Origin of the sequence: Leptospira brenneri (assembly GCF_002812125.1) — a bacterium.
Taxonomy (GTDB): Bacteria; Spirochaetota; Leptospiria; order Leptospirales; family Leptospiraceae; genus Leptospira_A; species Leptospira_A brenneri.
The window spans coordinates 365,370-390,040 of record NZ_NPDQ01000001.1 but is presented as its reverse complement, the minus strand read 5'-3'; the positions used below and the strand labels follow the sequence as shown (position 1 = coordinate 390,040).

Sequence of the window (24,671 nt, the reverse complement as noted above, 5' to 3'; positions counted from 1 at the left end):
AACCTAGACCCATCGATCTACTTACTCCTGCTCCTGGAGGGGTCGATGGTATTTCGTTTATTTTTTTTATCTCTCTCTTTATTCTTTTTGGAATGCGCTTCTCGCGTTGTTTCCAACCTACCTGCAACAGAAGAATCATTTCTCGTAAGTAAACAAATCCAATGGATTCAATCGGCAAATGAATTTACCTTAAGAAATGAGTCTCTTGGAAAGGACTTTATCAAACTTTCTTTAAACGAACCCTTTCTCCAAGCCTTTACAAAAGAAACCATCTCCAAATACCGAATGGCTTCTTTTAAGTTCAAAGAAACTCTGAAAAATTCCTGCACGGAACAATCCATAGACGAGATCAAAAAAGAAAACGGTAGGATCACCATCAAAGGAAAGTTAAGTGGAAAAGATTGTTCCTCAGACTACCAACTCCTAATCCAAACCAAATCGGAAACAGAGATCGAATTTAAAATTACCCTCTCAAATCCAGAACTCAACAGAATCCAGTTCCAATACGGTTCTCATCCAGAAGAAAAAATCTTCGGTCTCGGAGAACAGTTCACCTATGATGAACTCAAAGGAAAAACTCCATTTGTTTTCGCTGAAGAACAAGGAATTGGCCGGGGAGACCAACCCATCACTGCAGGAGCCAACTTAGTTGCAGATGCGGGTGGAAATGTTTACACAACTTACGCACCCATCCCCCACTACATCACATCCGACAATCGTTCCGTTTTTTTTGAAAACAGTGGTTATGCGAATTTTGATTTTAGCGATTCAAAAAAAACAAAGGTTGAGTTTTGGGATTTCCAATCAGAAAAATCTCTCACGGGAACCATTTGGCTTGGAACTTCTGCCAAATCACTCATCGAAGCTTACACTAAAAAAACCGGTAGATTTCCAAAACTTCCAGATTGGGCTTACGGAACCTTACTTGGTGTCCAAGGCGGAACAGAAAAAGTTTCCACTATCATCAAACAAGCAAAAGATGCAGGGAATCCGGTTACTGGCCTTTGGATCCAAGACTGGTGTGGTCGTCGTGTGACTAATTTTGGAGACCAACTCAAATGGCGTTGGTATGCAGACGAAACCCTCTACCCTGACTTTAAAAAATTTGTAAAGTCGATGAATGATCAAAACGTACAGGTATTAGGTTATGTGAACCCCTTTTTAGGAGCTACCGATCCCAAAAAAGTTGATGATGATTTTACAAATCCACTCTTAACAGAAGCAAAAACAAAAGGGTATCTCGTCAAAAATCAAAACGGGGAAGACTATCTCATCCAAAACGTAGGTTTTCCGGCTTACCTCATTGACCTGACAAATCCTACCGCAGTCCGTTGGATCAAAGATCTGATCAAAAAAAATATGATCGGAGTCGGACTCTCTGGATGGATGGCTGACTTTGGAGAGGGTTTGCCGTATGATGCTAAACTTGCTTCTGGAGTGGATGCCAAAATCTATCACAACCGTTATCCGGTCGATTGGGCAAGGATCAATCGAGAAGCGATCAAAGAAGCAGGTATGGAAGGAAAAGTTGTTTTTTTCACAAGAGCCGGATACAGCTATTCCAATACTTACTCCACTCTTTTTTGGGCAGGTGACCAGATGGTAAGTTATGGGATCAATGATGGACTTCCTTCTTCAATCATTGGCCTTACTAGTTCAGGAATCAGCGGTTATGCGTTAAATCATAGTGATATCGGTGGATACACCACTATCAGCAATCCACTCCGCAACTACCATAGGTCCAAAGAACTTCTATTGCGTTGGGCAGAGGTTTCGGCTTTTACACCAGTCTTTCGAACTCACGAAGGAAATAGGCCCCTCAAAAACTGGCAAGCATACACATATACCAAACCAGATGGAACCAAATCTCTTGGTGACGAAGACACAGTGGCACTCTTTGCAAAAATTGCAAGAATCCATTTTGCCCTAAAACCATATATTCAAGGTTTGGTGGAAGAAGCTTCCCTAACAGGAATTCCTGTGGTACGACACAATGCCATCGTTGAACCCGAGGACAAAAACTTATTAAAATACAAATACCAGTTTTTCTTAGGAGATGATCTTCTCGTGGCTCCGATAGTGGAAAGTGGGGAAATTGTTCAAAACGTGTATCTTCCTCGTGGAAGATGGCAACATCTTTGGACAGGAACCACTTATGATGGTTACAGAAAGGTTCAAGTTCCGGCACCAATTGGAAAACCGCCCGCTTTCATTCGCATTGGAGGAAAATCGGAAGCTCTCATTCGTTCTTCCATCAGTAGCATTCGTAACAAAGATTAACTCTTAAGGAAGTAGAGAAATGAAATTTGCATTGATAGGTGACATTCACGGTTATTGGAACCAAACTGATATCGAGTATTTCAATGCATCGGATTACGACTGTTTGTTTTTTACAGGAGACCTTCGTGGCAATCCGAAACTAGGCAAACTTTCGTTCCAAGGTCTCACCAAACGGGCGTATATGATTCCAGGAAATTGGGATGGAATGAGTTTTGCCTCCATCATTGGGGAAGTGATCCAATCCAAAATCCTAATTCATTCGGGACAAATTGGCCAAAATCGAAGGATGCGTAAACTTTCGGAACTTGTAAAACCCATCTCACTACTGGGTTATAGTTCTTTAGTTTTATCACAAGAAATGGATTTAAGTCTCATCGTAGGTCGTCCTCATGCTATGGGTGGAGGACTTAGTTTTGCCCCGACCATGAAAAAAAATTATCTGGTTTCAAGTATGGAGGCTTCCATTGAAAAATACAAACGTCTGATTGATGGAACCAAAGAAAAAAATTTATTTTTTCTTTCGCATAACGGACCTTTTGGTCTGGGTGCAGCCAAAAATTCCATATATGGAGCAGAATTCAAAAAAGAAGGTGGGGATTGGGGAGACTTCGATCTCACAGAAGCCATTAGTTATGCTAAGTCGATTGGAAAAAAAGTTCCTTTGGTTCTTTCAGGTCATATGCACCATTCGATTAGTAAAAAGAGAGAACGCGAAACACATGAATATACGGGCGGAACGTTCTATGTGAACGGAGCCAAAGTCCCAAGGATTCGAGAAGGAAAACATTTCCATACAAAAATCGAATGGGACGGAGGGTCTGCTACCGTCATTCCTCTTTGGGTTTAAAGTTTCTAAATCAACCGAGTTTGGTTTCGATTTCAATTTTTCCCGAAAGAAGTTTATGCACCGGACATGCATTTGCTACAGTCAGCAACCTTTCTCTTTGTTCCTCTGTTAAGTTTCCAGAAAGATTGACAATTCGGGTAAATTGGTTATCGTCTGGAGACCGTTTATCGATCGTTACATGAACTTCAACAGAATCCAATGGATATCCTTTTTTATCGGCATACATCCTTACAGTAATGGATGTACAAGCACCCAAAGACGAAGCCAGTAACTCGTGAGGTGATGGCCCAAGATCCGTTCCTTCTTTCGAAGCTGGTTCATCAGCCAACCAACTGTGTTTTCCTGATGAAATTTTTGTTTCGTATTTTGTTTTGGCAGTGGAGACCACTACCTTATCTTCAAAAACTGCTGTCATTTAGATTCTCCTTTATGAATTCGTTCGGCTTCCAGAATGGCGCGATTACGATTATTGATCATGGCTTCTTCTACTTGCAAACGTATTCTTTCAAATTCTTCTTCGTTTAGTTCCCGAGGAACAGAAATGGGTTCTCCATAAGAAACAACAAAGGTTGTAAAAGGTTTGGGAACTCTATGTTTGTCCCAAGCTCTTTCCAAAATCCATTGCCTACTGCATTCATAATGGAAAGGAATGATGGGAACCTGTGTGACTTGGGCAGCGGCGATGATCCCCGGTTGGACGATGAAAGCCGGGCCTCTTGGACCATCGGGTGTGAAGGCAGCAGGTAATCCTTTTTTTAAATGTTGGATCATTGCCTTTAAGGCTTTCGAACCACCTTTGGAACTACTTCCACGGATACTTGTGTTTCCAAAACGGTGAACCACTTGGTTGATAAAGTCTCCGTCTTTGGATTCCGAAATCAATACAGCTACATTTTTTCCCCGGTGCAAATACGGAGAGTACAAAACGTTCGTATGCCAAATCGAATAGATAAATGGTTTTTTGTTTTTGAATAATTCTTCGTATCGTTCGTTTGTGAGAAAACGAAACCGAGAGCTAAGGCCAATCAAACGTTGGAACCAAACGGCAATGAGTGGCAACAACCAAACTAAAAATTTACGTTTCAAATATAAATGCACTCCCAAGAGATAACTCAAGGGAAACGCCGGTCAAAAGAAAGATCAAGTTAAGTTTTCTTTTTGAACAAATCTCCGAGTTTACCCAAATCTTCTGGTTTGATATTGGTACCGGCTGCTTTTTTGTTTTCTTCCTGAATTTCTTTGTACACTTCCGCCCGGTGGACAGAAACATTTTTAGGAGCTTTGACACCAATCTTTACTTGGTCTCCTTTAATATCTACAATGACAATTTCAATATCGTCACCGATCATAATGGATTGGTTACTCCTCCTTGCTAAAACTAACACGGATTAAACCTTTTCGGAAGACATCTCTTCCATAGATTCGATGATATTTTTACGAATGGGATGATTTTCATCACGCGAAATACATTGTTTTCCCTTACCATCTTTCGCATTTAATATGATAGGACCTTGTAAGTTTGCAGTCATCCCCTTAGGATTGTCATGAGGAATGGTAACAATCAGAAAGATTAACCCTTCCTTCCAACCGTTAAGCCCGATATCGTGTAGTTCTTCATCAGAAACCGCTGGTTTATAATCGTTCATAAACAGTTCCGGTTGGATGACAATAAATGCCAGTCCCGATTCTTTTGTGGATTGTAACCATTTGAAAGGACTTTCTGCACTTTCTTCAATCAGTGCATACTCATCAAATTCTTCAAATCCAAGTAACCCTTGCGGGAATTTTAGGATTTGTTTGGAGTCCACTTGGATGGTTCCGAAAGGTTTTGTGTGAATCGTTACCGACATTCTAGTTCCTATACTTTCTTTTCTTTCTAATATGACCGTCATTTAGTTTCCCTTACCGAAGGAAATCCATAAGAGTTGGTTTAATAATTTTAGAACCGACGTTCAGCGCATAACTATGAATTGTTTCCAACCACTTCATGTTCATGATGGTTTCTGGAAAATCGATTCCTTCATTTTTAGCAAGAAGTTCGGTCATATACATTTTATCATAAGAAACACGATCTTCATGTTGTTCCAAACGATTCATACGAGCACCAATGGTTGATCTGTGGCGAAGGATATTTTCCAAAGCCAAATCTAAATCACCTAAATCCCTTCCACCAATGCGTTCTTGGTCTTTTTGGATGAGGTCATTTCTGAGTTGGATGAGAACATCAAATACAGAAAGTCCAGTCACTGTTGCTGATTTCGAATAGTTATTTGGTGGTTCACTGGCACTTGGTTCGATGAGTCCGATGTCACGGAGCACTGTTCCCCCATCCACATCCTCCAACCAAATTTGGTGAGGTGCTGTAGAAGAAATCGAAATGTTATCTTGGGCAAGTTTACTTGCTTTGACTTCGAGAGGTGCATTGTTGATTTTATCAATCACATCATCAATGGTATCACCGACAGAGATATGGATCTCCACTCCATCAATTTTAAACTTTTGGTCGGAAGTGGCTTGGTAAGCTGAGTTATCTACTTTAGAAGTGACACTGACGTTTGTTCCCCAAAACACTTTATTCCCAGGAATGGTGATTGGGATGTATTCTCCCTTTTCAATTTCACGAAGTTGTTCTCCAATATCACCCCGATACTCAACACCTACATATTGGTTTTTGAGTTCAAGGCCTTGGAGACCCTTAATTTTTGATTCAATTGGTTCGAAAGGAGGACGTTCAATCACATGGCCACCAAACAAAGGTTGTCCGGTCGCATCCCGAGCATTGGCAAGATCCACAATCGCGCGTAAATGTTGGTCTATCTCTTTACCGATAGCCACTTCCAATTCAAAACCCTTGTCCCCTTGGTAAATTCCGTTTCCGGCTTGAACGGTGAGAACACGAGCCCTTTGGAAAATTTCTCCCATTTTGTCTAGGACACCATCAATCTGTTGTAACCTTTGGTATCCATCGCCAATGTTTTCTTCGTATTGAGAAAGTTCATTCAGACGAGAACGAAAGTACATTTGGTTTGTGGCCGCACCTGGATCATCAGAAGGTTTACGGATTTTTAATCCTGTTCCTAGTTGTGTTTGGGTTTCGTCCATAGCCACTTGGTGGCGGTTTAAATTCCGCACCAAGGAATTGTTTTGCATCATGTTAGTGATTCTGATCATGATTATGCACCTAACCTATTGATGATGGTATCTAACATTTCGTTGAGAGTTGAGATCATTCGTGCGGATGCGTTATAGGACTGTTGGAACTGAACCATATTGGCCATCTCCTCATCCAAGTTCACACCCATTACAGACTGACGCATGTTCTCAAGTTCCACCATGAGTTCATTTTGAGTTGTATACTCTTGTTTTGCTTCTCTTGCTTCCGTTCCGAGTCTGGAAATCAGTGAGTTGTAAAAATCATCCGTTGTTTTGGAATAATCAAACATCACCGGCTTTTCTCGGAGGGCCGCGGCAATCAGAAGCGCATTGGATCCGTCTTTTTGACCGTTAGGTGAATTGTAATCCCCTGATCCATTCACATCCTTTCCACGAGCCGCTGCAATATTTGCCGGATTGTTTCTGACATCTTCTGACATTTTAAAGAAAGAAGAAGGATGATACATAGGAGTGAGAGTGATGTCCTGGGCATTGGCTTGGAATTTATTGATCTCACCTATTTTTCGATAATCAAAAGATCCCGCCACTCCTGTTGCCGTTAGAATCCCCGTAAGACCCACAAGAAGTTCCCCAGAATCTTCTAAGTGACGAATCATAAAGTTTTCTTTTTTATCTAACGGGTTTGTCGTTGCTTTCAGCGCCAACTGATTGTCATGCGACATGTAAGCCACAACACCGGTTTCTGAACGATTGATTCGTTTGATGACTGCATTCAAAGTATCATCTTTGGAATAAGGAACCAGGATTTCTGTTTCCCCACCAGGACTTGCTTTTAGAAAACGCATCGTTCCTGAAATTCCAATCGGACGATCGGCATCAATGGAGGTGCGACCTGTCACACGGAAGACAGCCGTTTTATCGTTTAGTCCATCTCCATCCGTATCAATTTCACCGAAGGTATTTGTGGCCAGGACTCTACTTTCAAAAAAATTAAGATTGGTTTTTCCATTGAGACCAAATCCATCTTTGTGGATTTCGTTGATGACATCCATCGCATTGATCGCAAGGGCATCAACAGCATTGATTTTCTCTACGAGGATCTTATCTCGAATTTCATAGAGAGCCTGAATGCTTCCTTTACGAAGTAAAACTGTATCTCCCGTCTGTGACCATTTGAGATCAAGAAGTCCATCATTATTCGGATTTCCTACAAGGTCGATCTTATGAACTTTTTGTCCTTGGACAAGAATTTGTTGGCCAATAAAAACCATCAGTTCATCTTCATCGCTGCGCCCAATGGTAATGTCTGCCATTCCCGCAAGTTCTTGCAAAAGTTCGTCTCTTCTGTCGAGAAGGTCGTTTGGATTATCACCTAATGCTTGTGATTTTGTAATCTTTTCATTTAGAGATTTGATATTCTCTGCAACCGTATTTAAATGGTTTACTTTCGATTCAATTTCACGATTGGACTGGTCCCGAAGAAGGGAAAGTTTACGATAAACATCTTCCATTCTCGATCCAAGAGCTTCTGCTTTTTCTTGGACCACGGCTCTATGGGCTGTTTCTTCTGGATAGTTCGAAAGATCTTCCCAAGAAGACCAAAACTGATCCATCATCGATCGAAGTGTGGTTCCAGTAGGTTCGTTAAAAACAGTTTCTACTTGGTATAAGTAGTCGTTCTTTTTCCCCCAATATTCCTTAAGAGAAGAAGAATCAATGATTCGATCATCAATAAAATTATCTCGAACTCTTTCGATTTCGGAAATTTTCACCCCTTGTCCAATTTGGCCGGGAACTTCTGCCCGATTGAATGCAGGCTCATAAAGGGGATCCATACTGTTCATTACTACTCGTTGGCGAGCATAATGTTTGTTATCCGCATTGGATATGTTATGACCTGTGGTTTGGATCGCTTGTTGGTGGACCGAAAGTCCTCGTTTTCCGATTTCAATTCCTTGGAATGTTGATCCCATACGATTCTCCTAGGCAGTCGCGTTCAAAATGATCGCGCCTTTTTGGCCCTGCCCACGCCTTGTCGGTTGTTTGTGTGAGGTATAAACTTTTTCTTTGGATAACTCTTGCAAAGAGTCAACAGTTGCTTGCAAAAACTCTTTTCTTGTTTTTAAGAGTTTGTCGTTTGTGATGATGGCATCTTTTAAATCCGCCACTACCTTCTTTAATTCTAAAGCAAAAGTTTTTAATTTAAAATTAGACTCACGGTCCATTTGGTTTAAAAAACTAGTGAGCGTAATGGAAGATTCGTCTTTCGTGAATTTTTCTTTTTCGTAGACATCTTCAATCGCCTTCATACGAATTCGTTCCAATTCGGAGGCTTCCACCATAATATGATAACTTTCTTTCACGAAAGACTCTAGGGATTTTCCGTCCGCAGAATGGATCGCAGCTCTTTTTTTGCCTTCCAATTCCAGAAGGCGCTTGTAACAGTCTATTTCATTAGTAAATAAACTTCTAAGTGATTCTACCCAATCCAACATGCGAATTCCTTTTCCCTTATGGGAAGGATCGACGGATTCCCAAACTAGCTTAGGAAAATTTATAAAAATTTACTATTTTCAGGCCTATGTCACTAAAATCGCCTTGTACCAAAGTCTGTATGATGGACCCAGATTCAGGACTCTGTGCGGGCTGTTTTCGCACGATTGAAGAGATTGGGAGATGGTCGGTAATGACCGAGGAAGAGAGGGAAAAAGTTTGGAGTGAGCTCCCGCAAAGAAAGGCGGGAAACTCTCTCGGATAAATTGGTTATTTAGAACCTTTATCGATCTTATTGCGGTGTTCTTCGCACAATCTATAGAGTTGGTCTGTAGATGGATTTTTCTTTGTGACTTTTTTTCCGCATACGATACACATTCCTTGGGCTCTTCTTCGTTTGTATAACAACTGAACTCGTTCTGCACCGGAAAGATTGTATTTACTGATTTGGAGTCGAACCCCTTTTACCAAATAGCTTCCGATGGCAGACTCTTCACCTTTTTTTAGTTCGGTAAAAATCTTACTCAGCTCATCCGGTTTGATCGATTTAGGTTTCATACATTCTCCTGCTTTCTTGCTAAATTTAACTCTCTGTTAGATTCTAAATGTTAATGCACATTAGTCAGTACCCACTAACGCGCAACACAATTTTGAAATCATATCCGATTTATCGAATATAGACAAAAAAACTAGGGATAAACTCTAATATTTAGAATCATTTTTGTGTTGGCAGGAGTTAAAATATCTATTAAGATCAAACACAAGGAGCCATGTATGGAAAAGAAATACAAAACACTCAAAGATTTTTTCCCTTTTTATTTAGAGGAACATAGCCATCCCTTCAACCGCGCTCTTCATTTTATTGGATCAAGTCTTGCCTTGGGATGTATCCTTGGATTTTTATCTACTGGTAAGTTCTATATCTTAGCTTTTGCCCTTGTTAGTGGGTATTTCTTTGCTTGGATTGGACATTTTTTCGTAGAAAAGAACCGACCCGCAACCTTTACCTATCCATTTTATTCTTTTATCTCCGACTGGATCATGTATTTTAAAATGTTAACCGGTCGCATTGATGTAGAATTTGCCAAAATTAAGTCAAATAAAGGTTAAGATGAAACTTGTTCTCAACTTCCTTGTAACTACTGTTTTACTCTTTGGTTGCCAGCCGAAAGAAATCACCAAAGAGGACATCACTTCCCTTCGGGATGGGAATCATGAAAGTCTCGCTAGTTATGCAAACATAGTTTTGCCAAAAATTCTAGGACAAGAGTTCAAACGCTTTGAATCTGGTGTCGACAAAGACCAAAAGAGCGAAATAAACATCACCTATGGTAGTAACTCAGCTCTCACCTTCAATGATGCATCTGATTACCGAAAAACGGGAACAGAATATCATAGTTTGGTTCTACTTAGAGTTGGTTATTCCCTTGCCCTCCATCATTTCCATAGACTTTCTCTCAGTCTCACAAAACCTTTTTTCATTCAGGGAGAAAACAATCCTGATACGGAAATTCAGGAAGCAGAGATTTATAGAACCACCATTTCTAAACCAGAACTAGATCAGTTTTGGGAAAGCCATCCTAACTTCGACCCATACAAAGCCCCAAAAATCGGTGAAAAAGAATGGGAAACTGTGACAACAGAGATTCAGAAATTATGGAAAGTGGAACTAGATGAATTCAGCCGAGTGAAGTTGGAATGACCCAGGGCCTTCCATCGCCTAATGCACGTTCTAAACGATCCAAATAAGATAGTTTAGGAATTTCGTAAGCACCCAACTGCCAAGTTACATGATTGAGTTGTTGGGTGTCAAAAAGTGTAAAGCCCGACTGTTTTAATTTATCGAATAAATGATAGAGTCCTATTTTTCCTGCATCTGACTCAAAAGAAAACATACTTTCCCCAGCAAAGAATTTGCCGATGGCAACTCCATACACCCCACCCACCAAAACATTCTCCAGATTCCAAACCTCAACAGAATGAGCCCAACCTAATCTATGTAATTCAGCATAACCTTGGATAAATCCGGGAGTGATCCAAGTATTATCTTTTTCACGGTACGAACAACCTTGCATAACAATGGGAAATGCTTCATTGAAAGAAATACGAAATTTATTTTGTTTTACTTTGCGAAGTACGGTTTTTGAAAAATGAACTCGTTTTAAATCAAAAATGGCCCGAGGATCCAAACAATACCATCGAACAGGATCTTCCGACCAAGGAAAAATTCCGTGTTTGTAGGCATATAACAAACGATCGACGGAGAAATCTCCACCCACAGCAACTAGATCTTCTTTCCAAGTTCTTGGATTTTTAAAAAATTGTTCAAAACTCCTTTGTGTCAAGGTGTTAGTACTTCCTTTGGATAATCATAAACAATTTTCACTTTTAAACTTTTTCCATTTTCATCATTGATATTGGAAAGGCCCTCAAACTGTAAAATCCTTCTCGTTTGCACATCATATACCAAAAGAAAAGGTTTCACCACTTGTTTCAAAAGAAAATTATCCACTTCCAATCGTAAATACAAAGCAGGTCTTCCTTTCCATTCTCCGTCTCGAATTTTTTCACAAGCAAACTTATAATCATCCAACTGAATGGGTGCAAGAAAATGAAAAGACATTCGTTCTCCCCGAGCAAGTGGTTCCCAATTGTTTCTTACAAAATAATCAAATCCCCCATCCATCACGGCAGGGGTCCTGGGTGTATAAGTTCTTTCTGCCAATGGATCTTCTTTTTTACGTTTGGAAAATAAACGAACAGATTTACCCTTAACATCCGCTCCTTCCATATAACCATCCCGAAAGTCTTCTGTTTTGAAAGTGGGAACCTCTGAATTTTTATCGAATTCGATATGTTTGGTGCCAAAAACTTTTCCTTCAGAGTCTTTGTATTGGATATCTGAATGAACGTGTTTTCCATTATTATAATATTCTTTATGATTGTCCGAGTATATATACTTTCCTGTGTTTAGATCATACGCCTTACCAAAATACTGGTATCTTGGTTTTTCAGCCAAAAGTGGTAAAAAAGATGGAAAAACTATGGCAAAAAATAGGATTTTACGTATCATACAGCTTAGACATGAAAAAATACAGACTGACTGACCAAAGGACACTTTTAGGGATTGTTTCCAAATTGACAGCAACTGTCCTGCAAGAGCGAGATTCTAAACAAAAATTTACTCTCCAGAATCCTGTGGCAGTCAACGATATCATGAAGTCCGTTCATTTTACAATCGTTGCATCAGAACCCCTACTCACCAAACCCAAATCACTCGTTTGTGTTCTCAAAGAAAATCGAGTGGAACTCCGTGTCAAACCAGTCAATCCCTACCAAGATGACCTTCTCCAAGTATATGAAATTCTCATTGAACCATTAGAACGTTCTGCTAAACGAGCTACGATAGAAGATATCTCAGCTTATGAAATCAAAATGGCACAAACAGCAGATTTAGGAACCGTTATTTCTATTTATGGTAAAACATCTATCATCAACCAAACCTTAAACCAGTGGCAAGTCCACTTGGAACAAACACTAACAAATTATGGTTACTTTATCAAAAAAGTACAAATTGGATTTTATTATGCTGTAGATACACAACTGATGGAGGCCCTTGCTATTTCGAAAGCACCGTATTATGTGCGTGATGCGAATCGTAGAATTTTTTATACAGATAGAAGTTTTTACAGCCCCAAAAAATTGACCGAAATTTATATCCGATCTTACTTAGATTCCCTACTTTTAAACAATACAAAATCTACTTTAATTTTTCCATTTTTCTCTAATGGAAAAGTATTACTCGGATATTTTGAAATTATTAGTAATTTACCAGACTTAGGAAATCCAATCTTACAATCGGATATTGAAGGACCAGAAGGGATTGGACCCTTACTTACTTTTTTAGAACAAAAAGCGGAGGAATTTGTATTCCAATTAGAGTTTGTTTACGCAAAAGATTGGGAAACTATTATTCGCACAACACCCGTTAGAGACATTAGCCAAGACGGACGTGGAATTAGTATGGCCTTACCCGCTGGCACTAGTATTGAAAACAGAACATTAGGATCTCCTGTGTCCTTTCAAATGGTGATTAACTCTTCCCCTTATACTTTTTATGGAAGTCTCAGGAGTCTAAAAAAAGGGGAATCCGACACAACAAATATAGGAATACAGATTTTCCAATGTGACAAATCAGAAGGGATGTCTCTACTGAGTACGTATGCATCAAATTTAATTGGAGAGGCTGTGTATGACTCCAGAACAATATGAAACAATTATAAAATTATTATCAGAAATTCAAAAAACCGGGGGTTCTGATCCTTATCGTTTGGTTTTGTATTTAGTTCCCAATATAGGGATCATCTTTGGAACCACACTTTTGTTTTTTTTGTTTCAGTGGTGGCATAAACAAAAAATGGCCCTCATCCAATCAGGCCAGTACAAACCTTGGAGTTTTGACATCAGATTGTATTCATTTTTCCTGGGTCTTTTGTTGACATTCACTGGTTTTGCCTTATCGTTTGTATTTATACTCGTCTTAGGTCGTTCTATGGCGATGTTAGGAGGGTTAATCCCATTCGCAATTGGACTCGGTCTCTTGACCTTCTACAAAATGAGTCGGTAGAATCGACAAAACGCATCTGTAATGAAGAAGATTGGAACTCTATCCAATCTGTCTTACGGGGAGATGTGTCCCAATTCGAAGTCCTAATGAAACGATACCAAGGGATGGTATTTTCCCAGGCAAAAAAAGCCTTCCTCACAGACGAAGAAGCAGAAGATTTCACCCAAGAAGTTTTTTTAAAAGCATACGAATCTCTCAGTCAGTTCCGAGGAGAATCTCAGTTTTCTACTTGGTTGTTTCAAATCGCAAGGTTTCGCCTAACAAAAGTTTTTAAAAAGAAAAAATTACCCATTACCGATTGGAAAGAAGATATCTCTTCTGTGGCCGACCAGTCAAAACCTTCCGTTGCGGAAATTTTGGATAAAGAAGAAACAAGTAATACTTTACGATCTTTGATTTCCAAATTACCGAAATCATACCAAATGCCCATTCTCTTGCATTACTTTGAAAACAAACCTTTGAAAGAAATTGCTTCCGATCTAAATATCAAACTAGGTACGATTAAAAGTCATATCTCCAGAGGGAAAGATCTTTTGAGGAAATGGTGGTCACATGAAATCGAAGGTTAATTCTAAATCTAAAAATGTTGTGAACACATTTGACCACCCAGATCCTTTTTTAAAACATTCGGGAGCGCCTGCTGTCATCCGCTTGCGAGTGTTAGGGCAAATTTTGCCTTTGAAGTTTTTGTTTTCCTCTTTAGGTCTTTCGATCCTATTATTTCTCATTCCGATCGGGACAATGTTTGTCTCTGTAATTTATCAGGAAAATACGGGATTACTTTTGCCTCTTTTGATAAGTTCCAGTTTGTTTTTCTGTTTTTACTCTCTCGCGCTTGGCTTTTTACTTCTCAACACAAGAATTCCTTTTCTGAATGAATGGAAAGAGAAACTTGGATTTGAAGAGGTTTAAAGTAATTCGTGAAAGGTCTATTTGTTCTCCTAGTTCTTAGTTTTACCGTTTCCCTTTCTGCCGAGGCTTTGCCGTCAGGAGAAGAGTTTTTAAAAATGGATTTAGACAAGGCACTCCCTTTGATCGAATCCCTTTCCAAAGAGGATTCTAAAATTCTCGTCTCGGAACTCCGAACTGAGGTCAAAAAATCCTACGCAAAAGCTGACCATTTCTATTTCCTCATCTCCCACTTGGAAGAAATCCAAGCTATTGAAAAAGAACAGGCACGTCTACGTTCCTTACTTTGGGTGTATGGACTTGCCTTCTTTTTATTTTTTGGATTTCTTGGGTTTTTATTACTCCGCCAAAGACAAGCCATCCGAGACATCAACCAAATGCTTGGCAAATAGATAGATATCGTTCCATTGTAATCATTTTGTATTCTCTTTGTAATGAATCCCTGTTACTTTTGGAATAATTCATGAAAATACTAATTGTAGATGACGAAGAAGACATTGCAGGACTCATCCAGTTCCATTTAGAGGAAGAAGGATTTCAGACTGAAGTTTGTCACAATGGGATGGAAGTTCTCCCCCGTTTAGAAAAACACCTCCCGGATGGAATCATATTAGATTTGATGTTACCGGGAATTGGTGGGATGGATCTTTGCAAACGCATTAAAGAAAAATACCCTCATATTCCCATTTTGATGGTAACCGCAAAAACCGGGGAAACCGATGTTGTACTTGGGCTGGAACTCGGTGCTGATGATTACATTCGTAAACCATTTAACATCAGGGAATTAGTTGCCCGAGTAAGAACCGTTACGCGAAGAACTACAGATCCAACCGGGGAAGTCCAAGGAACCATTTCTACTGGGAAAATCCAAATCAATCCAACAGCTCACAAAGTTTTTGTAGAAGGAACTGAAATTGATTTAACTCTAATCGAATTTAAACTCTTACAACTATTTGCTGGAAACCCCGGCGTTGCTTTCTCCAGAGACAAACTACTCGATCGGATTTGGGGAAAGGATGTATTTGTCACCGACAGAACCGTTGACGTAAACATCAAACGTCTCCGAGATAAATTACTTTCTGAAAAAGAAAGATTAGAAACAATACGCGGGGTCGGTTACCGATTCCGAGATGCGTAGTTTTTTTTCTACATTACTTTTACTCAACTGGGGTCTTTTACTTCTTTTACTGACCCTAGCTTTGGGTGTGTTTTTCATTTATGATCTAGTTGTACCCGCAGTACGCCCTCTCATCCTATTTGCTTTTGTTTTGATTTCTATATTTGGTACTTTTTATACCTCAACTAACATTGCAATGCGGATTACAGATCCACTGGCAGCCGTAGAGAAAAAAACCAAAGAAATCAACGCTGGTGACTTCGGAGTCGAGTTATCTTCTCCTGATATCCGTGAATTGGCAACTCTTGCATTGTCTATCAATGAAATGGCCAAACGACTTAAAGTCCAATTTTTGGATCTTACCGTCGAAAAAGAAAAATTCAACTACCTACTACAGAATTTAAAAGAAGGTGTCTTTGCGATTGATGGAAATGAAAAATTTCTATTTCTGAATCGAAATATTTCTGATACCTTAATTGTAAAAAATTCTCAGTTCAAAGACTATATTCCTTCGATCAAAAACAAAGAACTCCTCAGTTTTATTAAAGAAAAAATCCATCATGGTGTGGAAGGAAAAACGGAGTTTCAAGACGGAATTCACTTTTATACCGCTCGTATTTATCCAATTAAATCTGACTCGGTAATTCAATTGTATATTGGTGTATTATCAGACATTACAGAAGATAGACAAAACCAACTCATTCGAGAACAATTTTTCCAAAATGCTTCTCACGAATTAAAAACTCCCATAACATCAATTAAAGGTTATGCAGAAACTTTGGAATACAAACTCAAACTTCCAGAAGATTCAAATGAAAGAAAATTTTTAGATGCCATCCTTAGAAATACAGAAAGGTTAATTCGAATTGTTGAAGACATGCTGACGGTATCGCGTTTGGAAAGTCATAAAACAATACTAAACCTAACTGATTTTTCTCTGTCGGAACTAGTAAAAAATGTATCTGAGTCTTTGGGTGTGATCTATTCCCAAAAAAAACAAAATCTGGTTTTGGATATCCCACTAGACTTTCGGGTGAAAGCGGATCGCCTCCTCCTCGAAGATCTACTGGTGAATTTGATTTCTAACGCTTCCGCCTATAGTCCAGAAGGTTCCAGTGTGATTGTAAGGGCTACGTCGACAGAAAACAAAAACCAAATCCAGGTAGTTGATCACGGAATTGGAATTTCTGCAGAAGATGCAGACCGTATTTTTGAACGTTTTTTCCGTGTCGATACCAACCGTTCTCGAAAAGAAGGTGGAACAGGACTTGGTCTTTCCATAGTCAAACACATCGCAAGACTACACTCTGGAGAAGTTTTTGTTTCCCCGAACCCCCGAGGGGGTTCCATTTTTACCTTTGAATTTCCCAAAAAATAGATTCTCGTAAGGGAAGTCACCGGATAGAATATTGGTATCCGGTAGGTATTTATGAAGTTTCCATTGGGATTTTATTCCTTCGGCAAAAACATAGGGATCAAAGACTCGAGCTTAGATTTTGCGGTCATTTATTCAGAAAATCGATGTAAGGCGGCAGCTGTATTCACCCGTAATAATTTCCCAGGTGCTCCCATTTATGTGGGCCGCGACCATATCAAAGACGGATATCTCCAAGCAATCGTAATCAATTCCAAAAATTCCAATGTGGCAACGGGAGAACAAGGAATTCAAAATTCCTATGCCATTTGTACAGAACTCGGAAAATCCTTGGGAATCCCAGCCAAAGACATCCTTCCTTCCTCCACAGGAGTGATTGGCGTTCCCCTTCCCATAGAAAAAATCCTTAATGCTTGTTCTACGGCAAAAGCAGATTTAAAACCGGGGAATTTAGAAGAAGTAGCAGAAGCTATTATGACTACCGACACCCGCAAAAAAATTTCTTATCGAACCATGACAAACCAAACCAGTGAAGGTGTAATGTTTGGGATTGCAAAAGGGGCCGGAATGATTGAACCAAATATGGCCACCATGTTGTCCTATATCCTTTCCGATTACATTCCTGAATCAGGAGACTTACAAGGAATTTTAAAACGAGTTGTGGATGTAACATATAACTGTGTAACTATCGACTCCGATACATCCACAAGCGATACTGTAGTTCTAATGTGTTCTGGAGTTCTCGGAACCATTCCCGATGACGTCTTTGAATCTCATTTGAGAGAAATTGCCACTGACCTTTCCAAGATGATTGCCCGCGATGGAGAAGGTGCATCCAAACTGATAGAACTTACCGTTTCTCATGGAAGAGATGATGTACAAGTCACTAAAATCGGAAAATCCATTCTCAATTCACCACTGGTCAAAACTGCCATTTATGGTGGAGATCCCAACTGGGGAAGATTTGTGATGGCAATTGGAAAAGTCTTTGATGAACCAATTCCTTATGACTCTTTAGAAATTCAATTAGGTGGAATCGCAGTTAAGGGTGCCGATAATGACACCAAAACAAAGTTAGCCGAATATTTAAAATCGAATGAAGAAATTCAAATCTCTGTTGTATTAAATACAGGATCCTTCCAAAAAACATTTTGGAGTTGCGATTTCACAGAAGGATATATCCAGGAAAACGCCTACTACACAACATGAATTCTGGTAAGTTCAAAAATTCGTTAAAATATTTTTTACCTTCTAGTTATCAATTAAAACTTTCGGTAACCAATATTTTCACACGTACTTTATTTATCCTACTTGTATATCTTTCTTATTTTTTGATACTTTCACAAATTCCAGAACAAATGTCTTATCATTTGGAACTGGCTTTATTATTAACCAGTGCCTTCGCTTTGATTTTATATTTACCCATTATCGAAAGACTCACCCGTTACATAAGGACAAGGTTTCTTTCGGAATACCTAACAGAAGACGCAGAGTCTTACAGACAAGCCATCAAACGATTTAACTTTGACGCTTTAATTAAAAATGTTTTTCCTGATATGGTAAAAATTACAGGAAGCCATTCGGGAACGATGGCCGTACTCACGCAAAATGGAACCTTTGCCTTTCACTCCTACTTTCGTGGTCGTCAAAAAAAATTAAGTCCCACAAAGGACATTATTGTAAAAACAAGTTTTCAATCCTTTTTACTCACCAAAAGAAATGGAGCATCCGTTGCTGAAACCTATTCACATGAAAACATAAACAATGACTTCATGGAACTTCATGCGAACTACATTTATCCATTTATCTTTAGGGAAAAACTTTTTGGGTTTATTGCCGTATCTAATATACCCAATGCGGAAGCTGCGAACAGTTTGTCATTACTCGCAGGTCAATCCGCCCTAACCATCCATAATCATATTCTTTCTTATCATATTTCAGAAAATAAAAAATACCAAAAAGAAGCTGAGTATGCAGTACGTGTTCAAAACCTTTTGGAAACAGGAACCATTCCTGAACTCCTAGGTTGGAAAATCACAGCTTTCAAAAGAACCAATAGAAATCTGATCGAATTCTTTCAAGTAGAAGATGGCAGTTGGTTTTTTGTTATCCTCAACGCAGGAAAATCTTACCAACATATTGGTATTATCCTTTCTTATATCCTAGGAGTTGTGTATTCCCAATCCAGACTCAGAATTTTAAAAGGTTTTTCCGATATCAAATCCTTAATCCAATCCACCTTTCAAAAGTTAGACTGGAAAGAAAACTATGAGCTGATTATAGGAAAAATTGGACACTCTGAACTTTATATTGTTCAAGAGGGAAAACAATTCCGAATTACGAGAAATGCTGAGGAAGTTGTAGCAAGTATGGGATGGAAAAATATGATCAATATGGATAAAGGTCCTATCATCATCCAACAACGCGGAGAACCCTTACTCAAATTTAATTTCGAAGAGCCAGAAATCAAATGAGAGAACTTACGATTACCATACTCTCTTCTCTTTTATTTTTTTTGATCCTTCTTTTTGCTTTTATTGGATTTCAAAACAATACCAAAAGACTGCCTTTTTACCATTACCCTTCAGGTCTCATTGTAAATATTGGCGAAGGAAATCGGGCCCACTGGGGAAATACTATTGTTCAAGAAGATTTAGAAAATTTTGAATCCATCTCTGATTTCTCAAACATCGATTCTTATCCTTTACATATCAAAGACAATAAAGGAAATATTTATGAAGAAAACTTTAAACTAAAAACAATTCGCAAAACAGATGTTTTAGGAGTATTTTTTTCTGATTTATTTTTAGCATTTTTTAGTTTAGCAATCGCAGTATATTTTTATTATTCTACAAGAGATGCTTTGATATTTGGTTTTTTCTTTAACTTTGGTCTTGTCATCCTTTCCAATGTTTTTGTCCTTACTTTCCAAAATTCCATATTTTTATTTATCCTAACCCTTTATTTAGGAAGTTTTTTACAATACCACCTAATCAATAGGCTCCGCGGCAAAGAAATCAATTCCAAATGGCTATTACCGCAAATATTAATTTCTTTTATCATGGCAATGATCGCATCTCAAGAAAAGTACGACATGTTACTGATCGAAAGAATTGTTTTAGTTGCTCATGCAATCACTGTATTATTTGGTTCTGTTAACATCGTTGCAAACATTTATGAAATTGTTAAATCTAAACCACAAGAAGAGGCTCTTCTCAAAAGAATTGTTTTAGTATTTTCTATTTTTTTGTATGTGGCACTTCCAATTAGTATTCTATTCTTTGATGGATATCCTTGGTTTTTTGTACACAGATCTCTTTTTGTTGTAACCTATCTTTTGTTTATCCTTTCTTTCTTTTACGGAACATACCGATATACTTTTGTTCCTTCTCTCGTGATTTTTACACCAAGTATTGTCACTTTAATTTTGGTATCGATCATTCTTGGAACCTATATTGGATCTATTTTTATTTTAGATTTTATTCTTCCCATTCGTTACCTAAAAGACCGTTGGGTGTTTAATCTTATTTACTTATTCCTTGTCACCGCTTATCTCATTCCATTGAAATTACGAGTCAAAGAATTCTTTGATTATTGGTTCTTTGAACAAAACCCAAAGTTAAGTGAAGGAATCAATAAAATCACAGCTCTTTTATCTTCTCCGCTTTCGATGCGAAAGACAATCCTGACCATCACTCGCACCGTGAGAGAAACCTTAAGTGTTTCCAATATCATCATCTTAATTCCGGGAGACCGGTTCGCAAGTACTGATCTCAAAAACATTGATTTTGTTCGGATCTCCTCCCAATCGGAAATTTGGAATTATTTCACAAGCACTGACCGTGTCACCGTCACCTCACATCTCGAATATGGAATTGGTTTACGCGAAACATTATATAATTTCCTAAAAGGATTAAACGTTCAGTTAGCATTTCCTTCTTATGATTCTTCTTCGAACAGAAAAAACATTCAGGCAATGATTCTCATTGGAGAGAAGTTAGATAAAAAATATTTCTCCATTGGAGAATTAAAATTCATCAATGAAGTTGTTAAAATTTCAGGGCTGTTACTCGAAAATTATAGTTTGTTAGAAGACGAAATTCAAAAACGTAAAATAGTTCGTGATATCCAAACTGCATCTATCGTAGACAATACACTTCGACTCATTTTACCTAGTGAGGTTAAAGGGATTGATTATGGTTACATTTCTAAACCCGCTGTGGGAATTTCAGGTGATTACTTAGATATCATTCCCGTTTCTCAAACAAAAATGATTGTACTGTTAGGTGATGTGGCAGGTCACGGACTTGGAACTGGATTTTTAGTCAGTGCTATTAAAGGAATTGTTAGAGAACAACTTCGTAATGGTACATCTCTCGAAGGATTATTCCGTGAAATCAATTCGTTTTTCCGAGCTCGTTACAAAGGAAACGAGTTTATGACCTTACTCGGTGGAATTTTTGATTCGAAAGAAAATATTTTTAAATATGTGAATGCTGGACATCTTTCTCTCATTGAAATGAGAGCCGATGGACAAATCAAATTACATTCTAAAACACAACGGGTTCTTGGAATTTTAGAAACCGATTACCATGCCCAAGAATTAAAACTACTTCCGGGAACCAAACTCTTTCTTTATTCCGATGGAATCACGGAAGCCTTTAGTGAACGAGATGAAATTTTCGGGGAAGAAACATTAATTGAATTTTTGCATTTCAACGCCCAAAAAACCGTAAAAGAAATCCCTCCCTTATTAGAAACGAAAATGGCAAATTTTCGCGGGAACCGAGAACAATCGGATGATATTACATTTATTGGTCTTTCTTTTACACCAAACTAGCCGATACTGAAACTGATGATGGCAGAAAAACCGGTTAAGTTTGTCATTTTTCTATCTTTGATTCTGAGTTTGGTGGCGTTTTGGGACCACCAATTCACATCTTACCTCAAAGAATTTGTTGTACTCATTCACGAAATTTGTCATGCCACAGCCGCCCTCTTTAGTGGCGGAGTTGTGAAAGGAATAGCGCTTCATGGAAACGAAGGTGGGGAAACTATTGCGGTTCCTGCTTCTTTTCGCGGTTCCTTTATTTTGGTAGTTTCTGCAGGATACATTGGTTCCTCCCTTGTCGGGGCATTTTTACTCCGATTAGGATTTCAAGGTCGCCATGCTCGCCAAACAATGATTTTGTTTGGATTGTTTCTTATCTCCGTCAGTGTATTGTATTCCAAATTAGGAGACCTCGCTTACTTTACGGGTATCTTTTGGGGTGTGGGAATTCTCGTTACAGGAATGTTAGGTGAGACGATATCCATCCTCTCCTTGGTTTTTTTAGGTACAAGTATTTCCCTCTATTCTTTGTATGATCTCTCTGACTTTGCGGAAAGACTCACAGAAACCGATGCAGGAATCCTAGCTTTTTGGATGGCGGGTCTTGGACCCGAGGATTTGCAAAATCAGGAAGTCCCGACTGTTGTGGTCATTCTTGGTTATATGATCGCGACCCTTTGGTCACTCCTTAGCATCGGAATTATTTTTATGTCTCTACGAAGTTCGCTCAGCCATGAAGAATCTCATGAAATTCCGGAAATGGAAGAGTCTTTTGAGAGGTTCCCTGGTGACCTTTCCCCTGAGGCAAAACTCTGGCTGGAAAAACGAGGTGTGGATCCTGAAAGTGGGATCGTTTTGCCCCCAAATTTGTTCCAAGACTTCCCTCCCAAAGACAATAGTCCTTAAGGCCTCACGCAAATTTTCATTTGCCGAGGACACCGACTTCATAAATATAGAATCTCAATGGCAAAAAGAATCCTTATCACAGGTGGAGCCGGATTCATCGGTTCTCATTTGGCAGAAACTCTTCTCAACGCAGGGAACCAAATCATCGTTTTGGATAATTTCCATACCGGACGAAAAGAAAACCTAACTCACCTTCTCTCAAATCCAAATTTTGAGCTGATCCGACACGATATCACGGACCCAATCAAATTGGAAGTAGACGAGATCTACAATATGGCATGCCCTGCCTCCCCCGTTCACTACCAAAGTAATCCCATCAAAACCATCAAAACCAATGTTTTGGGTATGACCAATATGCTTGGGCTTGCCAAACGGGTGAAGGCGAGAATCCTCCAAGCCAGTACTTCGGAAGTATACGGAAACCCACTCGAACACCCACAAACAGAATCCTATTGGGGAAATGTAAATACCATTGGGATCCGTAGCTGTTATGACGAAGGGAAACGAGTCGCTGAAACATTATGTTTCGACTACCACCGCCAACACGGGGTGGACATCCGAGTCATCCGTATTTTTAATACCTATGGCCCAAGAATGATCCCTGATGATGGTCGTGTGGTGAGTAACTTCATCGTACAAGCATTACGCGGTGAAGACATTACGATATATGGGGACGGAAGCCAAACACGTTCTTTCTGTTATGTTGATGATTTAGTTCGTGGGATCATTTCCATGATGAACAAAGACGGTTTCATTGGACCTGTGAACTTAGGAAACGATGGCGAATTCACTGTAAAAGAATTAGCGGAACTCGTAATCAAAGAAACAGGAAGTAAATCAAAAATCATTTACCTACCACTTCCACAAGATGACCCAACAAGAAGAAAACCAAACCTCGGTTTAGCGAAAGAAAAATTGAATTATTCAACGACCGTCCCTCTCGTAGAAGGCGTAAAAAAAACCATCGAATATTTTAGTAAAAGAGTATAAAATGAAAATAGGCGTAATTAAAGAACCATCTTATGAAAACAGAGTGGCAATCACTCCTGATGTTGTTGATCCACTAAAAAAGTTAGGTTTCACTGTTTCGGTTGAAACAACTGCAGGGGACAATGCGTTTTTCTCCGACCAAGATTACAAAGATGTTGGTGCAACGGTGGAGTCCAAAGATGCGATTCTTTCTGGATCAGACATTGTAGTTTCTATTCATACATTGGATGAAGCAAGTGCCAAAAAAATTGGCAAAGATAAAATTTACATCGCAACTCTTTCCCCTCTCGCTTTCCCAAAAAAAGTAAAAGAAGTTGCAAGTGCCTCTTTTAAAATTTTCTCTATGGATACCATTCCACGAATCACTCGTGCACAATCTATGGATGTTCTCAGTAGCCAAGCAACTGTATCAGGATACAAAGCCGTTTTACTTGCTGCGTCTAACTACAGTCGCTTTTTCCCAATGTTAACCACTGCAGCCGGAACGATCACTCCAGCCAGAGTTCTCATCCTAGGTGCCGGTGTTGCTGGACTCCAAGCCATTGCAACTTCTCGTCGATTAGGTGCTGTTGTTGATGTATTTGATACAAGACCGGAAGTAAAAGAACAGTGTATGTCTCTTGGTGCTAAATTTGTGGAAGTAGAAGGTGCTGCTGATGCATCAAATACTGGTGGTTATGCGGTTGAACAAACAGAAGACTACCAACGCAGACAAAAAGAAGCCATTGCAAAGTATGCTGAAAAAGCTGATATCATCATCACAACAGCTCTCATTCCAGGAAAAAAAGCTCCTGTTCTCATCACTAAAGCCATGGTTGATACTATGCGACAAGGTTCAGTGATTGTAGACTTAGCGGCTGTAAACGGTGGTAACTGTGAAGTCACAGAAAACGATAAAACCATTGTTTATAAAGGAATCACTGTGATCGGAAATTCAAACCTTCAAAGTACACAGCCAATGGATGCAAGTAAAATGTATGCAAAGAATATCGTGAACTTTCTAAAACTTTTTGTGAATAAAGAAAAACAATTCAACATTAACTTAGAAGATGAAATCATCAATGCATGTATGATTGCTGAAAATGGAGTAGTCCGTCACAAACCAACACTAGCACTTCTCGGAGAGTAACTCCGAGATTTGTAAAAATTGGAAAGGATTGGATTTCTAAATTCCCAATCCTT

Annotated in this window: 28 protein-coding genes; 18 read left to right on the top strand and 10 right to left on the bottom strand. The window is 39.0% G+C overall.

All coding sequences use genetic code 11. The features are described 5' to 3' along the window. Positions 1-45 precede the first annotated feature (45 nt). Together CH361_RS01970 and CH361_RS01965 are read left to right on the top strand one after the other, a co-directional pair. The gene (locus CH361_RS01970) at positions 46-2,280 is read left to right on the top strand and encodes an alpha-glucosidase (RefSeq protein WP_100789140.1); all 2,235 of its coding nucleotides are present in this window, start codon (positions 46-48) and stop codon (positions 2,278-2,280) included. Positions 2,281-2,299: 19 nt separating this feature from the next. Then, positions 2,300-3,127, top strand: coding sequence for a metallophosphoesterase (locus CH361_RS01965; protein WP_100789139.1), 828 nt, complete (start codon positions 2,300-2,302; stop codon positions 3,125-3,127). A gap of 10 nt (positions 3,128-3,137) precedes the next feature. Here CH361_RS01965 and CH361_RS01960 read toward each other — a convergent pair whose 3' ends face one another. From CH361_RS01960 to flgN, 7 genes are read right to left on the bottom strand one after another with little or no spacing between them, the layout of a single operon-like run. Continuing rightward, complete coding sequence (locus CH361_RS01960) at positions 3,138-3,542, bottom strand: OsmC family protein (RefSeq protein WP_100789138.1); 405 nt, start codon at positions 3,540-3,542, stop codon at positions 3,138-3,140. After that, positions 3,539-4,213 (bottom strand): lysophospholipid acyltransferase family protein, encoded by a 675-nt coding sequence (locus tag CH361_RS01955; RefSeq protein ID WP_100789137.1) that lies wholly within the window; start codon positions 4,211-4,213, stop codon positions 3,539-3,541. Before CH361_RS01955 ends, CH361_RS01960 begins: the two co-directional genes overlap by 4 nt. A 59-nt stretch (positions 4,214-4,272) precedes the next feature. Beyond that, positions 4,273-4,512, bottom strand: coding sequence for a carbon storage regulator CsrA (csrA, locus tag CH361_RS01950; protein WP_012390131.1), 240 nt, complete (start codon positions 4,510-4,512; stop codon positions 4,273-4,275). 3 nt (positions 4,513-4,515) lie between these two features. After that, positions 4,516-4,977, bottom strand: a complete 462-nt coding sequence (gene fliW / locus CH361_RS01945) for a flagellar assembly protein FliW (RefSeq protein ID WP_208861377.1) — start codon at positions 4,975-4,977, stop codon at positions 4,516-4,518. A 52-nt stretch (positions 4,978-5,029) separates the two neighbouring features. Beyond that, the gene (locus tag CH361_RS01940; protein ID WP_244279524.1) at positions 5,030-6,295 is read right to left on the bottom strand and encodes a flagellar hook-associated protein 3; all 1,266 of its coding nucleotides are present in this window, start codon (positions 6,293-6,295) and stop codon (positions 5,030-5,032) included. Between the two features lie 5 nt (positions 6,296-6,300). After that, positions 6,301-8,214, bottom strand: a complete 1,914-nt coding sequence (flgK, locus tag CH361_RS01935) for a flagellar hook-associated protein FlgK (protein ID WP_100789134.1) — start codon at positions 8,212-8,214, stop codon at positions 6,301-6,303. Positions 8,215-8,223: 9 nt separating this feature from the next. Then, entirely contained in the window at positions 8,224-8,736 is a 513-nt protein-coding gene (gene flgN / locus CH361_RS01930; protein WP_100789133.1) for a flagellar export chaperone FlgN, read from the bottom strand. Between the two features lie 86 nt (positions 8,737-8,822). Between flgN and CH361_RS01925 the strand changes: the two genes are divergently transcribed. Continuing rightward, the gene (locus CH361_RS01925; protein WP_100789132.1) at positions 8,823-8,999 is read left to right on the top strand and encodes a DUF1289 domain-containing protein; all 177 of its coding nucleotides are present in this window, start codon (positions 8,823-8,825) and stop codon (positions 8,997-8,999) included. A gap of 5 nt (positions 9,000-9,004) precedes the next feature. On the opposite strand, the gene CH361_RS01920 is transcribed toward CH361_RS01925, so the two are convergent. Beyond that, positions 9,005-9,292: an LIC10235 family protein gene (locus tag CH361_RS01920; RefSeq protein WP_100789131.1), complete on the bottom strand. Its 288-nt coding sequence runs from the start codon at positions 9,290-9,292 to the stop codon at positions 9,005-9,007. Between the two features lie 216 nt (positions 9,293-9,508). On the opposite strand from CH361_RS01920, the gene CH361_RS01915 reads away from it, so the two are divergent. Together CH361_RS01915 and CH361_RS01910 are read left to right on the top strand one after the other, a co-directional pair. Next, the gene (locus CH361_RS01915; RefSeq protein WP_100789130.1) at positions 9,509-9,844 is read left to right on the top strand and encodes an Mpo1-like protein; all 336 of its coding nucleotides are present in this window, start codon (positions 9,509-9,511) and stop codon (positions 9,842-9,844) included. Between the two features lies 1 nt (position 9,845). Continuing rightward, positions 9,846-10,436: a hypothetical protein gene (locus CH361_RS01910; protein WP_100789129.1), complete on the top strand. Its 591-nt coding sequence runs from the start codon at positions 9,846-9,848 to the stop codon at positions 10,434-10,436. Here CH361_RS01910 and aat read toward each other — a convergent pair. Beyond that, complete coding sequence (gene aat, locus CH361_RS01905) at positions 10,414-11,079, bottom strand: leucyl/phenylalanyl-tRNA--protein transferase (RefSeq protein WP_100789128.1); 666 nt, start codon at positions 11,077-11,079, stop codon at positions 10,414-10,416. The two genes, CH361_RS01910 and aat, sit on opposite strands and share 23 nt — an antisense overlap. Beyond that, positions 11,076-11,807 (bottom strand): hypothetical protein, encoded by a 732-nt coding sequence (locus tag CH361_RS01900; protein WP_100789127.1) that lies wholly within the window; start codon positions 11,805-11,807, stop codon positions 11,076-11,078. The genes aat and CH361_RS01900 overlap by 4 nt, the downstream gene beginning before the upstream one ends. Positions 11,808-11,818: 11 nt before the next feature. Here CH361_RS01900 and CH361_RS01895 point away from each other — a divergent pair, with 11 nt between their 5' ends. The 13 genes from CH361_RS01895 (at position 11,819) to CH361_RS01835 (ending at position 24,618) form a co-directional block, all read left to right on the top strand. Further along, positions 11,819-13,006: a hypothetical protein gene (locus tag CH361_RS01895; RefSeq protein WP_100789126.1), complete on the top strand. Its 1,188-nt coding sequence runs from the start codon at positions 11,819-11,821 to the stop codon at positions 13,004-13,006. After that, on the top strand, positions 12,987-13,361 hold the full coding sequence (locus tag CH361_RS01890) for a hypothetical protein (protein ID WP_100789125.1): 375 nt from the start codon (positions 12,987-12,989) through the stop codon (positions 13,359-13,361). The genes CH361_RS01895 and CH361_RS01890 overlap by 20 nt, the downstream gene beginning before the upstream one ends. A 65-nt stretch (positions 13,362-13,426) precedes the next feature. Then, complete coding sequence (locus tag CH361_RS01885; RefSeq protein ID WP_279627931.1) at positions 13,427-13,930, top strand: RNA polymerase sigma factor; 504 nt, start codon at positions 13,427-13,429, stop codon at positions 13,928-13,930. Next, entirely contained in the window at positions 13,914-14,273 is a 360-nt protein-coding gene (locus CH361_RS01880; RefSeq protein WP_100789123.1) for a hypothetical protein, read from the top strand. Before CH361_RS01885 ends, CH361_RS01880 begins: the two co-directional genes overlap by 17 nt. A gap of 8 nt (positions 14,274-14,281) precedes the next feature. Then, positions 14,282-14,662 (top strand): hypothetical protein, encoded by a 381-nt coding sequence (locus CH361_RS01875; protein ID WP_100789122.1) that lies wholly within the window; start codon positions 14,282-14,284, stop codon positions 14,660-14,662. Positions 14,663-14,733: 71 nt separating this feature from the next. Continuing rightward, the gene (locus CH361_RS01870; RefSeq protein WP_100789121.1) at positions 14,734-15,408 is read left to right on the top strand and encodes a response regulator; all 675 of its coding nucleotides are present in this window, start codon (positions 14,734-14,736) and stop codon (positions 15,406-15,408) included. Further along, positions 15,401-16,765 carry a HAMP domain-containing sensor histidine kinase gene (locus CH361_RS01865; protein ID WP_100789120.1) on the top strand — a complete coding sequence of 455 codons (1,365 nt, stop codon included), beginning with the start codon at positions 15,401-15,403 and terminating at the stop codon, positions 16,763-16,765. The genes CH361_RS01870 and CH361_RS01865 overlap by 8 nt, the downstream gene beginning before the upstream one ends. A 51-nt stretch (positions 16,766-16,816) precedes the next feature. Further along, the gene (gene argJ / locus CH361_RS01860) at positions 16,817-17,971 is read left to right on the top strand and encodes a bifunctional glutamate N-acetyltransferase/amino-acid acetyltransferase ArgJ (RefSeq protein ID WP_100789119.1); all 1,155 of its coding nucleotides are present in this window, start codon (positions 16,817-16,819) and stop codon (positions 17,969-17,971) included. After that, positions 17,968-19,236, top strand: coding sequence for a hypothetical protein (locus CH361_RS01855; RefSeq protein ID WP_100789118.1), 1,269 nt, complete (start codon positions 17,968-17,970; stop codon positions 19,234-19,236). The genes argJ and CH361_RS01855 overlap by 4 nt, the downstream gene beginning before the upstream one ends. After that, on the top strand, positions 19,233-21,602 hold the full coding sequence (locus CH361_RS01850) for a PP2C family protein-serine/threonine phosphatase (RefSeq protein WP_100789117.1): 2,370 nt from the start codon (positions 19,233-19,235) through the stop codon (positions 21,600-21,602). The genes CH361_RS01855 and CH361_RS01850 overlap by 4 nt, the downstream gene beginning before the upstream one ends. Before the next feature lie 18 nt (positions 21,603-21,620). After that, positions 21,621-22,499 (top strand): M50 family metallopeptidase, encoded by an 879-nt coding sequence (locus CH361_RS01845; RefSeq protein ID WP_425268660.1) that lies wholly within the window; start codon positions 21,621-21,623, stop codon positions 22,497-22,499. Positions 22,500-22,556: 57 nt separating this feature from the next. Further along, positions 22,557-23,489 (top strand): UDP-glucuronic acid decarboxylase family protein, encoded by a 933-nt coding sequence (locus CH361_RS01840; RefSeq protein ID WP_100789115.1) that lies wholly within the window; start codon positions 22,557-22,559, stop codon positions 23,487-23,489. A gap of 1 nt (position 23,490) precedes the next feature. After that, complete coding sequence (locus CH361_RS01835; RefSeq protein WP_100789114.1) at positions 23,491-24,618, top strand: Re/Si-specific NAD(P)(+) transhydrogenase subunit alpha; 1,128 nt, start codon at positions 23,491-23,493, stop codon at positions 24,616-24,618. Positions 24,619-24,671 lie beyond the last annotated feature (53 nt).